The sequence below is a fragment of the Lelliottia jeotgali genome, assembly GCF_016771845.1.
GTDB lineage: Bacteria > Pseudomonadota > Gammaproteobacteria > Enterobacterales > Enterobacteriaceae > Enterobacter > Enterobacter jeotgali.
In genome coordinates this window covers 169,211-183,698 of the sequence record NZ_JAENMQ010000004.1, presented here as the reverse complement: position 1 = coordinate 183,698, position 14,488 = coordinate 169,211, and the positions used below count along the sequence as shown (strand labels likewise).

The following is a 14,488-nucleotide window of genomic DNA, read 5'->3' as shown; positions in this document are numbered from 1 at the left end:
GGAAAGTGGGGGGGGGATATGGATGGGAGTGCAAACTCATTATTATCAGTCAGTTATGATTATTAATGCTTTGTAATTAATATAGTAAGCTTTGCTTAGTATATAAAAAACAAGGAAAAACAAAGGAATGAATAATTTGGCTGGATAAAGCATCCCCTATAATATTTTTAAAGCTACAAAAGCATGTACTATTAGGTTAACTACTCATTTAATCTTAGCTGAACTGTTTTTTTGGAATGACTATCTTGTTTTTATAGGATATTCCTTCACTGATTATAGAAACTTACCCCTGATTGGGTATCGATGTGTTATCAAATAATAGTAATGAGATTATGCCAATGTTATCAAAAAATCCAGAGTTACTCTTTACGCTTAAAAATGTTTTTTTGATCTCTACGATCTGCCTTCTTCCGTTGATTATTTCCGGCAATACATATGCATCTGGAATGAAGCTTGAGACCTCTGTCGTCGTAGTCAATACCGATGAAGGTGAAGGGGTTATGACACTAAAAAACACTGACCCAACACCAGTATTGCTGTATTCATCGGTAGAGAATCTGCCGGGAGACCATGAAGAGTCATTGATTGTTACCCCTCCGGTTGTGCGTGTTAACCCTGATGACAGCCAGACTGTCCGTTTTATGCTGAAGACCCCGCCGACAAAGGTAGAGCAATTTAAACGCGCCATTTTTGAAGGCATCCCGGCATCAGATAAAACGGCTGATAAATTGCAAATTACCCTGCGCCAAAATGTACCGCTTATCATTCACCCTGCAGGTCTGAAAGAAAATTTAGAGCCCTGGAAGCTGCTTAAATGGGAGCAAAATGGGCCTGATAGCCTAAAAGTCACTAATACCGGCGCTTACGTGGTGCGAATGTCACCGACAGTGAATGTGTTGCCACAAAGCATTAAAGGATCGTTGCCACGCTCTTATTTGCTACCGGGAGATATTGCCATTGTCAACCTCGTGGGCAAAGCATCTGATGTTCAGAAAGTGCAGATTACCCCGGCAAACCTGTATGGCTATTTTGTGGACCCATATGAAGCAGATGTAACGCATTAAGTCTTATCACTTGTTTTGTTAGTCATCTAAAAAGGAAAGTAAAATGTCAGGTAAGAAAACAAAGCTTTCGCTGTATCTTTTAGCATTGCCCGCTTTGGTAATGTCTGCCTCCAGTGCTTTTGCAGACCCTATCGTTGGGCCAACAGGAAAACTGACTGTTACGGGAGAATTTACGCCTCCGCCATGCAATGTGACACTTGCCGCAAATGGCACCATTGATTACGGCCACATTTCTACCGCGACTCTGCACAGCACATTTAGTACCAACTTACCGGTTAAAACACTTCCCAATGCCATTACGATAACCTGCGCGTCTGAAACCAGTGTGGCAATTAACTGGGAGGATAATCGATCTGCAAGTCTCGCTATTCCTGTTATTGATTCTATTGGCCGCTATGACCAGCTTGAGCCTGGTGGAACAGGTACGGGCTATGGTTTGAACATGGGCTTAGGCTTTGACTCAAAGGTTCACCCACTGGGCAACTATATTTCTACCCTTTCGTCATTAAAAGTCGATGGGGTACCGCAATTCTTTGCGAGTACGGCTTCTGTACCCTTCCAAAAAAGCTCTGCAAAACCCACTGAGGTTTTTGAATACATGGGAAATCGAGGGCCATCAGTTGTGTTTAACTTCCTGGACAGCAAGGGCGATCCGGTAAAAGGAAGTGTATACACCATGGACTTTAACGTGCTGGCTACCATTACACAGACAAACAACCTCGATTTAAGTAAAGAGCTGACTTTGGATGGCTCCTCCACCATTAGCCTTTATTATCTCTGATCATTAGATAAGGATTACTATGAAAGCTTTAACATTGAAAAATAATGGCATGGCATGGACTCTTTTGCCTTTATTATGTTCCGTGGTGTCACCTGTTTTTGCCATCGCTACCTTAAATGATACTGCTGAATTAAAAGTAGCAGGCACAATCAGTCCGTCCAGCTGTACGGTGACTTTGGGGACTGAAGGGGGAAAGGCGGGTGAGGTTGCGTATGGCAATATTAACTCGGCTATGGCACCCGCTTTGTCCGGTGACTATCAGTTAATGGACGCAAAAATTCTGAAGGATGCCATTACTCTTAACTGTGAATCAGCAACGATAATTGGTGTATCGACGACCGACGACCGTGCGACATCGGTCACTAAATCAACATCTCCAGTGCCGACTTATAATAATGATGGTAGTGAGGCGGGTAATGCCACTCATTTCCTTGGGCTGGGTACGGATAGTAAAGGTAATGATATTGGGCAGTATAGTGGCACCTTTACCAATCTGAGAGTGGACGGTTCAGCGGCTAAATTCTCGAAATGTATTAGTGAAAGTGATTATAGCGGTGCGACAACGGAACAAGGTGGCGCCCTGGTAGTGAATAACTGTCCTGCAGGACAAGCTCACCTGGTCATGGATACCAGCAATAAAGCGTTGTCGGGTACAGATTTTAGCTGGGATTACACGGTGCGTCCTTTGGTAAAATCACCCAAAAATTTGGATCCGTCAGGTTTCAAACTTGATGGAGCAATTACAGTACAGGTTGATTATCTTTAATTTTATGATCTTTCAGAATTAAAATGACGTCATCGAACGCGCATAGTTAGATAACATAATGGTAATTATTATTTTTAGTGTTAGGTTGTTATGACTAGACGCGTTCTTTTTTACTTTGTTTTTTTTAGAAACAAAGCAACCGGTTTTCTTTGCTTTTTAGGTCTTTCATTTTCGACTTTTGCGGCAAATGAAACCGTTGATTTCGATATATCAACATTACAGGCTCGCGGTTTGTCGTCGACGTTGAATGAGTATTTTAGAGAAGGGAAGAAGTTCTCTCCAGGTGTGAACAAAATTACACCTGTTATTAATGGCGAGGAACGAAAATCAATATCCATTCATTTCGATGAAAAAGGTCAACCTTGTCTTCATTCCGATGATTTGGCCACGCTAAGAATTAAAGGTAATCAATCTGAGAGTGATTCCTGTAGTGATTTAAAATCCCGCTTCCCGCAATCAGAGATCCATTTAGACCCAGGGGCGAATAAGATTGTTTTTGTTTTGCCTCCAGACGCTATTGAAGATAAAGACAATTTTGATATTAGCCAATATGCGGTGGGTGGAACGGCAGCTATGCTGAATTACGATCTGCTTGTGATGAAAAATTACAGTAAAACGGTGGGGAGCGAAAATGACTCCGAAGATAAAAAGTCATCCAGTAATAATATTGATACTTTTCAAAGCAATACCGAAGAAGGTTTCAATATTAATGACTGGATAATCCGCAGTCGTCAGTCATACAGCAGCAGCGGTGAAACCCGTAGTTTTGATCAACTTTATACCTATGTTCAGAAGACTTTGCCCACGTATAAAACGGTGATGCAGGCAGGGAAAATCAGCGTTGCTAATTCATTGTTTTCAATGCCACAGATTTACGGGGTTCAGTTTTCTCCAGAAAGTGCTCTGATGGCCAGTAAGCAGAGCGGTGCGACAGTCACCGGTATCGCTCAGACTCAGGCGCGCGTTGAAGTGCGCCAGGCGGGTGTTTTGATTTATTCGACTCAGATCCCTGCTGGGTCGTTTACGCTGACGCGTTTGCCGACACTGAATACAACCTCTGACCTGAATGTCAGCGTGGTGGAACAGAATGGGATAACGCGTACTTTCCTTGTTCCTGCCTCCTCTTTTACCCATGCTTATAGCCAGCAGGAAACCAGCTATTCCGCCGCGCTCGGTAAGATAGACCAAAGCAATAACGACAGCATTGGTGCCAGCGAGCTCGCAACATTCAGTATGTCGACTGCATTGGGTATTCGCTCCATGCTGGGGGGAGGGGCGCTAATCGCGCAGCGCTATCAGAGCGTTGGGGCACAGCTCAGTACCGGTCTGGCGAATGGCCTGAGCGTAAGTGGCAAAACGATATTATCCAGCGATGCGCGCAGCCAAACCCAGGGGATACAACATAATCTATCCGTCACTATGCCGTTAACCGCGCATTTGAATACCAATGGTTCGGTCACTTTGCAGAATTCAGGTTACCGTGACCTGACAGACGGTACTCCTGATATTAATAAGGGCAATGACGATGCGAATGCCTATGCCGACTCTCGATATAAATCTCAATATAACCTGGGAATTGGATATGCATTCGGCGACGCAGGGGCATTCAATATGGGGTGGTCTCGTGTAACGATGTTTTCTCCGCCAGATGTGACCAGTCGCTGGACTGCGGGTTGGTCGAAAACGTTTTCCGAAGGCACATCACTCTCCCTAAATGCTGAACAGGATAGCGGAGATGATGGCGACTCTATGCTTTTTATGAATATCAGCATTCCGTTGGGGTCCGCGCGCATAGGTGTGAATATGTCCCGCACCGGAGAGAACAGTAGCGAAGGTGTGACTTTTGATAAAACCGTTAGCGATCGCTTCAATTACTCACTCTCTGTGAATAAAAACAGCAACAGCGATGTCACTGCTTTTAGTTCTAATATCCATGCGTTGCCAAAGTATTCCCAGCTGAGCTTAGGTTATTCACGTTATGGCGTTGACAGCAGCATTTACACAGTAGGGGCCGCCGGGGGCATCGTCGCGACTGAACAAGGGGTTCTGTTCTCTCCCTATCCTTTACAAGACACTTTTGCCGTTGTTCAGATACCCAATATTAGCGGCGGAGAGATCTTGACGCCTCAGGGACCGGTATGGACCAACAGCGAGGGATATGCAGTTTCTTCCGGCATGGCCGCCTATGGCGAATCTCGAATGACTCTGGTGACAAAAAGTTTGCCGAAGAATGTGGATATCAATAATGGTATTCAGATTGCTCATGTAGCACGCGGTTCTGTGACGAGTTACATCTTTGGTACCGTGCTTAGTAGGCGTGCACTGATTCGTATTCATCTGTCGGAAGGGAAATTGGCAGATAAAGGCGCTCTCCTGTACGACGCGCGCGACAACTACATCACGACCGTGGCGGGTGATGGCTCGGTATTTCTGATCGACAGTCAGTTAGAACAAACGTTATGGCTCAAGCCACCAGCAGGGCCACGCTGTCAGGTGATTTTCACTCTCAGCGAAATCCCGGATGTGGATAAACTCTATGAAGACTATGATGCGCAATGTAAATTTTAATAATTTGATTTTTGTCCTGGCGCTATTTGCGGGCCATGCTGGCGCCAGTGATTGTGATATTAATGTCAGCCAGCCTCATATTGACTTCGGTACTTTTAACCGAGGCACGTTGTCACAAGCAACCAGTGGCACGCAAGTTAACATTATTGGTCAAAATATCTCGACGCTAACTGTTATCTGCCCCCGACCTGAACATATCGCTGTCTTCTACAGGACTGCCGCGAGTCACTCAGCAGAAGGATACCCATTAGGAAATTTAGCCAATGTATCGCTGATCCTCAGCAACGCTCAGGCAGACGGGAAATCAACGCTGCTCTCGTATCAACAAGAGGGCAGTTCCAGGATTTCTGGTCACGAAAAATATTTGCCTTTAAAACCGAACATGGGCGTGTCTCCCGATAACAGCGAGCCGGTTAAAACCTTGGTAATGCAGCTGACATCAATCGCGACAGTAAACGACGAAAATGTTCGTGTAAAAGAGCATAACACTTTGAACAGTAACGGTACTCTGGAAGTGGTCAGTGAATAATTGGTGCTCTGCCCATATTGCCGCGATCGGCCTTTTAAGCTTGTCAGTAGTCGCCGCACCTCAGGCTGAACTCACTTTTACTGCAGTGGGGGAGCCACCTCCTTGTCATATTGTGCAAGTCCCTGGGACGCTGGATTATGGGAATATCAACCGGAATCAATTGGCAGCGAAAAAACCAACTCAGCTTCCCGTTAAAACATTCGTGGGCGGTATTACGGTTCAGTGTGAAGCAAAAACCAGTATTGGTCTTAGCGCTGTCGATAATAGCGGCGGTAATGCGTTGAGCACGGGTAATCTGCAATGGAATTCGCCGAAGGTGATGGTCACACCGGCACAAACTGACCAGCGTTTTGGACTGGGTATGACGCAGGGAGGCAATGCTATCGGAGTATGGAACGTTGTCTTTCATTCAGCACAGGTCGACGGTGTATCAACTCAGACCGGTGTGGCAAGCAACGGGATTGTGGATTTTGCAGATACCGCTCCCACGATGCGTAACAACGGAAAAGTGACTACCTGGATTCAAAATAATGCCATTGCATCTGGCGAGATATTTACGATCCAGGCTGACGCGGCGGTAGCTATCGCTCCTCTGGAAGATCTCCCATCCGGTTCAAAGATTAGCTTTGCGGGTTCAGCAACCTTAGAAATTATTTATTTGTAATAATGAGTACTAAAGTGTTGACTGGCTTTTTATTAATCCGTGGTTGCCTGGAGTTTGAGGGGCTTACGATATTCGAAAGTTACTTATCTAACGTGTTTCAGCATCCCGTTTATACAATAAAGAAAAAATGAGCAGGCACGCTAATTGAACCGATAGGATTGTGGCTAAGTGTTAAATGAGATGGAGATAAAACACCACCATCTCATTTTTATTTGTTTATGAATTAATCATTGTTGCCTTCCTGCGCCATTTTTGAAGAAAAGTGTTCTTCAATTTTGGTAATGATATTGACGAAATTCCCATTGCTCATCGCACTTTTATTGTAATTGATGTAAAAATCAACGGGTTCGATGTCAAAATTTGCCTGGAGTACTTTTAACCCCAGTGCTTGTGCGAAATTATCAGCAAACCATTTTGGTACAAAGCTTAAATTGTCTGTTTTAGCGGAGACGGCGGAGTTGACGAAGACCGAACTACTGTTGAAGGTAAAACGACGTGTTTGTAGGTTTTCATCAATATCGCGCTGAACTCTTTTCAGGCCTTCCGTATTTACATTCAAAAACGTTGCTGGCTCGGCGCTCATCCCCTCAAGCGTCAGAAGTTGGTCCATGCGCGGATGATCTACCCGGCAGACCGGTACCACATGTTCTTTCATACAGCAGCGAGAGATAACTGAAGCGCTATAATAAGGATGGGTGTCAAGAACAATATCTGCTTTACGATAGGTGAGAATATCCTCCCCGTTATTAAGCAGTGAGTCGGCCGAAAGATGAACAATTTCACACGGAATTCCGCTGTTTTGAATATCGGCGCATAAGTCCGGTAACATACGCAGCGCTAAATAGGGTGGTGCATAAATAACAACACGATGTGGTGTAGCTTGCGTTGAAAAATTTATAATCGCTTCGATCATATTCCCGAAGTCTTGCCCTATTTGAGCGTGAAGCTTTATCGCGACAGTCGTAGGCTCTATCCTTTGTCCTGTGCGGACGAAGAGTGGGTCTGCAAAATGCAGGCGAAGCTTACTCAGTGATTGACTAATAGCAGAGCCGCTGGAATTTAGTGTCTCGGCTGCTTTCTTAACACTACAATGAATAAATACGGCTTCGAAAACTAATAATAAATTAAAGTCAAAGGTATGGATTCGTTCAAAATTTGAGACATTTTTATCATTGACCATGAGGTATGTACTTCCTAATAGTAGGTTTGAACAAATAGTCGACTGCAAATGAGCCATTTCTCTGTGGCTAAATGATGCATCAAAAATAAATGAAATTAAATGAAAATAATAAAATGTATTAAATTCATAACTATCAATGAATTTATATTCTTGAAGTATAGCCCAATTAAATGAATTGAGTGGATTATTTGCAGTGAAAGTCGTTAAGCCTGTTGCGCTATATCGGTTTCTTTGTCCGGCTCTGGATATTTCAGTTATAGATTTATGCCACAATCATTTTGAGCAACGCTTCGACAGGCATGGGTTTGCAAAAGTAAAATCCTTGCAGAAAGTCGATCTGTTTGGCGCGAAGATAATCCGCCTGGGCCTGGGTTTCTACTCCTTCGGCGATGATTTTCAGGTGCATGTTTTTTGCCAGTGTAATCAGGCTATCAACCAGGCGTGTATCGTCGCTGACACCAATCTGGCTTACAAACATTTTATCGATCTTAATAAACTCAGGATTTAGAGCGGAAATGTAGGACAGATTGGAATAGCCGGTGCCAAAATCATCCAGCGCCACGGAGATGTTAGAACGCCTCAGCGCGGCAAACCAATTGCTGAGCTGCGGAGTGAAATGTAGCGGATGCCTTTCGGTAATCTCCATGACCACATGGCTCTGATTCGCTGTGAATTTTTGTAGAAGCTCGCATGTGTCGATTTCAAAGTTCGGATCGAGACAATTTTGTGCGCTGATATTGATGCAAATATATGTCCCAACCGGGAAGAGATGAATTTGATGCTCAAGATCGGCAATCACCTGCTGAATCAGCAGATGGGTAAGCGGCACAATCAGATCGTGCTTCTCTGCCATAGGGATGAATACGTCAGGCGAAACATAGCCGTAAATGGGGTGGCGCCAGCGGGCGAGCACCTCGATACCGGCGACTTGCCCCGTCTCTGCATTGATGAAGGGTTGATAAAAAGGAGTGATATGACGCTGAGCGATAGCCGCTTTCAGGGTTCTCAACGTCGGGTCGATCTGCGAGGTTTTGAGCCATGAAAGTGCGCGGGTCCACGAGGAACCCATACCGGTCAGGATCGCGTGTTCTTTTTTAAGGATGTTTTCCATCATTCACTTTCATCGCAATGTCGTCAGACAATCCGTTAGAGACAGCCTGACGAGGGTGGGGAGTAAATCAGTGGACCGGGATTAAAACTGTACCCAGTCATTCTGATCGCGAGCCGCATCTTTTTTGGCGGCATTCAGGGAAACCACGTGGCCCTTCGTGGCCGGGCGCACATCGGTGCGCGTTTGTGGCGTCTTCGACACGCGGAAAATCGACACCACTTTTTCAAGTTGTACGGCCTGGTCTTCCAGCGAGCTGGCGGCGGCAGAAGATTCTTCGACCAGCGCCGCATTTTGTTGCGTGGTGGTGTCCATCTCGGCCATCGCCTGAGCAATCTGGGAAATTCCACGGCTTTGCTCGTCCGTCGCGCTGGCAATCTCGCTCATGATGTCGCGCACCTGAGCAACGGATTTCTCGATTTTCGCCATCGCCTCTCCCGCCCCTTCTACCAGGTTAAAGCCGGTATCGACGTGAACCGCAGATTCGTGGATCAGGTTTTCAATCTCTTTTGCCGATTGCGCACTGCGTTGGGCCAGGGTGCGAACTTCTGCGGCGACGACCGCAAAACCTTTACCCTGATCGCCCGCGCGCGCCGCTTCTACGGCGGCATTGAGCGCCAGAATGTTAGTCTGGAACGCGATGCTGTTAATGACGGTGGTGATTTCTGAAATTCGGTGCGAGCTCAGGCGCACATTTTTCATGGTATCAATCACTTTCTGTGAAATTTGGCTGCCTTCGCTGGCATTTTGCGAGGCTTCTTCCGCCAGCAGGCGTGCCTGATTGGCGTTTTCAGCATTCAGGGCGACGGTGGATGTCAGCTCTTCCATGCTGGCGGCTGTTTCGACGACGGCGGCAGACTGCTGTTCGGTACGCGACGACAAATCCATATTACCTGCGGCAATTTCAGTGGACGATCGTGCAACGCTTTCCACTCCATCGCGAACATCATTAATAATGTTTTTCAGATTATCGTTCATGGTCGACACGGCCTGCATCAGCAACCCAGGTTCGTCGCGGCGAGTGCTGGTCAGTGTGCTAGTGAGATCGCCTTTGGCGATTTGCTCGGCGACGCGCAACGTTTCAATCAGTGGACGGGTAATAGAGCGGGTGATCATCATCGCCAGTAAGATACCTAAAGCGATACCGATGGCGGCGACGATACTCATTTGCAGTCGAACGCTGTTGACGGTTTCACCCACTTTTTGCTGCTGTCTGGTAAACATCGACTGGATAGACTGCGTTAAGACGACGGCTTTGCCTGTTAAGGTGGTCGAGAGCGTCGATTGTTCCGTCCAGACGGCTTTGTAATTATCCAGCTCTCCGGCAATGCTCCTCATATCGTTGAGGCCGGTGTTGATCCAGGCTTTTTGGTCTTGCGGTACAAACGCTAAAAGTTGTTCTGAGTCGGATTTACCGATTTCCAGACGCGAAAGAATGCCTTGCTTGAGTTCTTCAGTCGGATTTTGTTTGTAGGTTGATACCTGTGAATCGATATCGCTCATGATAAAAGCGACATGCGCAGCGACCAGCGCCTGCTCGGGAGTGAGGTCGTTGCTGCGGCTCAGTTTAGAGGCGATTTCCGAGTTGTCGCATAAATTTTGGGTGCTGAGTCGGCGTTCACTTTCTTTCTTTTCAGATACCGCTTTAGTGAATGGCGTCAGGGACATCAAATAGTCTTTCACTGCAGCATCGGTGTTATCCACGCTGGTTTTACCCTCTGCTGTCCAGGTGAAGGTTTCCAGCTGTGCGATTTTATCCTGCATGCTTTGTGCGGCAGCATTGGTTTGATCGAGGTACTTTTGGTCAAGGGTGTACTGGTAGTTTAAACGGGCCAGGCGTACGGCAGACAAGGTGTTAAATAGCCCTGTCGTATGCTCGTTTTTCTCTACGCGATCCTGGATGCTGGAAATCCCCAGTATGCCGGACGCTAAGATTGCGAGGGTGACCAGCAGAATGGTGGCGAAACCTAATAATAATTTCCTGCTGACTTTTAAATTCTCAAAACGATTCATTACGCTCATCATTTTTTCCAGTGTCGGCTTTTACCGAACGACAATGTTTTATGCTATGTGGACTATCATTAACGGAATTAAAAAACGGGTGCTGGAGAGAAGAAAAAAAGCCCTTTACACAAGTGCGCAGGGCAAAAACCGCTGAATTGACATCACTCACTCAGGGTATCAGACTTCTCCTTTTTTTTGACAGAATGAGCAGGGAGTTCGCTCATTCTATAATAAACGGGTATGACATCTTGGTAATTAATGATGTAACCATGCCCACGAATATTGCGAATAAAGTCTTCGGGTAGCCCTAGAAGATTGAGTTTATTATTCAGGTTATGCAGAACTTGCCATAAACGCTGGGTGGAAGGACTGAGGTTATTGTCCTCCCAGATTTTCTCAAACAGTTCTTCTTTGGCGACCACTTTTTTGCGACCATGTTCCAGCAGATACAGAAAAAGCCGTAACATAGTTTCATTAAAATATATTGAGGCAAATGCCACGCTTTTATCGTTATGGCTCCCGGAAAGTCGGTATAGCCTGCGATTAGAAATATCAAAATGAATTTCGTCACCGATCATAAAACCATATAGACGATAGCCCATCTCTTATATACCTGATGTAGAGTAAACCTGACATGCGCCACAAGAAATAATCTTTTCATAAACCATACATTTTATAAGGTAGATTATATGGCTGCTATGAATGCATTCCAATACACAACCCTATGCACTATAAGAAACCCTGTGTTTAAGTTTCGTTAATAGAGTTTATATTTCCATAAGATACATTGGTGGTGTTAATGTCCTTGTTTGTCGTGATTCAATAGCTTTTTATGCTGAAAATGCGTACTTAATCAGATGCTCAACATTAAGTCGTGAATTTTCACTGATTTCAAGCATGAATCGCTGATTGTACGAGTCTATGGTTTTGAATCCTCCAGCCCCTGTATTCGATAATCATAACTTTAAGAATTACCTGACAAAAAGAGGAGTGAAGTTATATGATTTATACTGAATAAGGTCAGGAGGCGCAGCGCAAAAAAAGTGAATTTTGTTCGGTAGTGGTTTCATCAACATGCTGATAAATAATAATTAAATTCTGAATCAGGTTTTTTATGACAACTCCCGAAAGTGCCATGAAGAAAGTGTACCTTATTAACGAGACCTTACTGTTTGAACCTGATGTGCGACGGATTGGACCGCTGGTTGGCTATCCGCACAGGGCGGTCACCCTCCACGGGCCGGTCAGTGAGTGCCTGGTTTTGCTGCTAGAACACAACGGTCAGGTGGTAACTCAACGCGTTTTCTTTGCCTCCGTCTGGGAAAAGCAGGGTGCGGTCGTCACCACCAACGCGCTGTATCAAACCATCTCGCAAATCCGCAAGGTTTTGAAATCAGGTGGAATAGAAGAAAACATCATTAAGACGCTGCCAAAAGAGGGGTTTAAGGCGACGGCAAACCTGAAAAAAGGGGAGCTGAATATGTTTATCCAACCGCAGAAAACCTCTCCGGTTTCCGTTTCATCCGAGGAATCTGCCATTGCACAAGCCGCCGCTGTCGCCATCCCTGGCGCGCCGCGCAGAGCGTCATTTTTCAATTCATCTCGCGCCTATACTCTGGCCGGAATTCTTTTTATTCTCTCCTGCGCCGTACTGTATTCAGTGATGAAAGAGGGACAGTCTGAGGTTGAAAATTACCAGCCGATTGGCAAACTCAACGGGTGTGATGTTTATTCTTCCTGGCGTGATAAGGCTAAAAGCCGTGAGATGTTTACCGCACTGACAAAGCGCTACGATATTCATTGTAATGCAGGGGGCACAGCCTGGATGACGCTCAATTTTGCGCAGCAAGGAAGCTCGGTTATTGTCTGCGATAGGATGACGCAGGATAAAAATGCGCAGTGTGATTCTATTATTTACAGGCAGCAAAATCATGATGAATAAAATGACGCTTCGCTGGACACTCATCGCGCTTGCGATTGTGGCTCCGCTACTTATCGCCTGGTACATTCATTACCAGCGTAATCATTTCAGCTGCGAAGCGCACACCACGGTTATTGATGATAATTATGTTCTCGATATTATTGCTGATTATTCATTTAACGGCGGGGAAGGGACGTATGAGACGTCTGGCGATTATATCCAGCCTGGGCAGCCTGTCGTGGCAATCAGCAATAAAATTGCCTTTAATTACTGGCGAGAAGCCGACAGCATTATTATGGTCTCGACTGAAACCAATGAGCGACCTAAAAAAAATCAGGCCTACAGACTGAGCATTCCTGATTTTTATCATGTACGTGACCGTGGAATCCGGGTTCAGATAACACCCGCTAACGCTTCAAGTTATTTCATCAGCTACGGCAATGCCCCTATTCTTTATTGTACTAAAGGATAAACATCGGTCTCGCTACGTCCTTCTCTATTCAGGCCGTTTTATCTTGTTTCCCATATTTACGCTTGATCATATAAAGATAATGAGTATAGTTCTCATTCTCTTTAGTGTTTGTGGGCGTAGACGGACAATTCCCGCATAAACAGTGAGCGCAGATCTCACACGGAACACTGAGTGTTAACGGTGGATTCTGCACGGCCTCACAGCCTGTCAATACAACCTTAATCGCACAGCAGCATGCGACGCAGTTTCCCGCCTGATTCTCTTTTTGAACGGTAAAGGATGTTCCTGATGACAAAAAAATTGTCCGCGCTGGCACTGCTGGTGGCTGCCTCTCTTTCCGGCTGTGCTGCGCAGCACGCCGCAAAACCGACTCCCGCGCCTGAAGCCCAAACCACGGTGACCGCTCCGGCAGAAACGGGCGTACTGAAGCGTGAACTGGCCGATGGCCTGTACGAAATGGTGCTCAGCCCGAAAGGTGACGCGCTGTATGTCGCCAGTTCCGAAGGCTTCAAAGATGTGCAGGGCGGGGTTATCTACAAACTCGATCCGACAACGCTGAAAACCATTGGTCGTAGCCACACCGATCTGAAAAACTTTGCGCTGGCGATCTCACCAGACGGTAGCACCGTGTACGCGACCAACTCGCTGGACGGTGGCATCAGCGCCATCAATACCGCTGACGGCAAAGTGAAAAAGCGTCTGCTGTTTACCGAGCGCAACAAAGAGGGCTTCCCCTACGGCGCGCGTCAAGTGTTGCTCCATGACGGGACGCTTTATATCGGCGGCGTTGCCGATCCGGCGGTGGTTTGGGTAGTCGATGCCGAAACGCTGAAGCTGAAAAAAACCATCAAAAACGCCGGACAGTGGGTCACCGGGCTGCTGTGGTCTGAACAGACCCAGCGCATCTATGTTGCCAACGGCGGCGGCGAAATCCTGATCATCAATCCGCGCACTAATCGCATCGAAAAACGCTGGAAACCGCTCGGTGATAAACCGGCGCTGCTGCTGAACATGGCAGAAGACAAAGCCACTGGCCGCCTGTTCGTGACCGACAACTCCAAAGCCAAAACCACGCTGGTGCTGGATATCCACACCGGCAAGGTGCTCAAACAACTCGATGTAGGCGATTCGCTGGCGGTGAAATTCAACGCCAAACGCAATGAACTTTACATCTCCCAACGCGAAAGCGGAAAACTGCTGAGCCTGGATGCCACCACGTATGCCGTAAAGCAAACCTGGGAACTGCCGCCAAATCCGAACAGCCTGCTGCTGTCGGACGATGGCCAGACGTTGTACGTCACCGTTAAACAGGCTTTCAACAAAGACCATTCGACCAACGGGCCGGACAGCGTAGTCAGAATTTCACTGAAATAAACCCCTATAAATAATCAGGCCCGGAAACGGGCCATTTTTGCGCGACTATTGAACGAG

13 protein-coding genes are annotated in these 14,488 nt (G+C 46.3%); 9 read left to right on the top strand and 4 right to left on the bottom strand.

Features of this window, described 5'->3' with window-relative positions:
• The first annotated feature begins 332 nt into the window (after positions 1–332).
• The 6 genes from JBO43_RS11630 (at position 333) to JBO43_RS11605 (ending at position 6,372) form a co-directional block, all read left to right on the top strand.
• Complete coding sequence (locus tag JBO43_RS11630) at positions 333–1,064, top strand: fimbria/pilus chaperone family protein (protein ID WP_095281092.1); 732 nt, start codon at positions 333–335, stop codon at positions 1,062–1,064.
• A gap of 43 nt (positions 1,065–1,107) precedes the next feature.
• Positions 1,108–1,845 (top strand): DUF1120 domain-containing protein, encoded by a 738-nt coding sequence (locus JBO43_RS11625; RefSeq protein WP_095281093.1) that lies wholly within the window; start codon positions 1,108–1,110, stop codon positions 1,843–1,845.
• Between the two features lie 19 nt (positions 1,846–1,864).
• Positions 1,865–2,611 (top strand): DUF1120 domain-containing protein, encoded by a 747-nt coding sequence (locus JBO43_RS11620; protein WP_202674363.1) that lies wholly within the window; start codon positions 1,865–1,867, stop codon positions 2,609–2,611.
• Between the two features lie 90 nt (positions 2,612–2,701).
• Positions 2,702–5,179, top strand: coding sequence for a fimbria/pilus outer membrane usher protein (locus JBO43_RS11615; protein ID WP_202674362.1), 2,478 nt, complete (start codon positions 2,702–2,704; stop codon positions 5,177–5,179).
• Positions 5,148–5,708 (top strand): DUF1120 domain-containing protein, encoded by a 561-nt coding sequence (locus JBO43_RS11610; RefSeq protein WP_202674361.1) that lies wholly within the window; start codon positions 5,148–5,150, stop codon positions 5,706–5,708. Before JBO43_RS11615 ends, JBO43_RS11610 begins: the two co-directional genes overlap by 32 nt.
• Positions 5,701–6,372 carry a DUF1120 domain-containing protein gene (locus tag JBO43_RS11605; protein ID WP_202674360.1) on the top strand — a complete coding sequence of 224 codons (672 nt, stop codon included), beginning with the start codon at positions 5,701–5,703 and terminating at the stop codon, positions 6,370–6,372. Before JBO43_RS11610 ends, JBO43_RS11605 begins: the two co-directional genes overlap by 8 nt.
• Positions 6,373–6,595: 223 nt before the next feature.
• Here the strand turns inward: JBO43_RS11605 and JBO43_RS11600 are convergent, their stop codons facing one another.
• The 4 genes from JBO43_RS11600 to JBO43_RS11585 all read right to left on the bottom strand — a co-directional run bounded on the left by JBO43_RS11600 (position 6,596) and on the right by JBO43_RS11585 (position 11,266).
• A complete protein-coding gene (locus JBO43_RS11600; protein WP_165790614.1) occupies positions 6,596–7,552 on the bottom strand; it encodes a LysR family transcriptional regulator in 957 nt (318 codons plus the stop codon).
• Positions 7,553–7,814: 262 nt separating this feature from the next.
• A complete protein-coding gene (locus tag JBO43_RS11595) occupies positions 7,815–8,666 on the bottom strand; it encodes an EAL domain-containing protein (RefSeq protein ID WP_237730020.1) in 852 nt (283 codons plus the stop codon).
• Between the two features lie 78 nt (positions 8,667–8,744).
• Entirely contained in the window at positions 8,745–10,682 is a 1,938-nt protein-coding gene (locus JBO43_RS11590) for a methyl-accepting chemotaxis protein (protein WP_237730019.1), read from the bottom strand.
• Between the two features lie 143 nt (positions 10,683–10,825).
• Positions 10,826–11,266, bottom strand: a complete 441-nt coding sequence (locus JBO43_RS11585; protein ID WP_095281099.1) for a winged helix-turn-helix domain-containing protein — start codon at positions 11,264–11,266, stop codon at positions 10,826–10,828.
• 512 nt (positions 11,267–11,778) lie between these two features.
• On the opposite strand from JBO43_RS11585, the gene JBO43_RS11580 reads away from it, so the two are divergent.
• The 3 genes from JBO43_RS11580 (at position 11,779) to JBO43_RS11570 (ending at position 14,431) form a co-directional block, all read left to right on the top strand.
• Complete coding sequence (locus JBO43_RS11580) at positions 11,779–12,606, top strand: winged helix-turn-helix domain-containing protein (RefSeq protein WP_202674359.1); 828 nt, start codon at positions 11,779–11,781, stop codon at positions 12,604–12,606.
• Complete coding sequence (locus JBO43_RS11575; protein WP_095281101.1) at positions 12,596–13,057, top strand: YqeJ family protein; 462 nt, start codon at positions 12,596–12,598, stop codon at positions 13,055–13,057. Before JBO43_RS11580 ends, JBO43_RS11575 begins: the two co-directional genes overlap by 11 nt.
• A 288-nt stretch (positions 13,058–13,345) precedes the next feature.
• The gene (locus tag JBO43_RS11570; RefSeq protein WP_202674358.1) at positions 13,346–14,431 is read left to right on the top strand and encodes a YncE family protein; all 1,086 of its coding nucleotides are present in this window, start codon (positions 13,346–13,348) and stop codon (positions 14,429–14,431) included.
• Positions 14,432–14,488 lie beyond the last annotated feature (57 nt).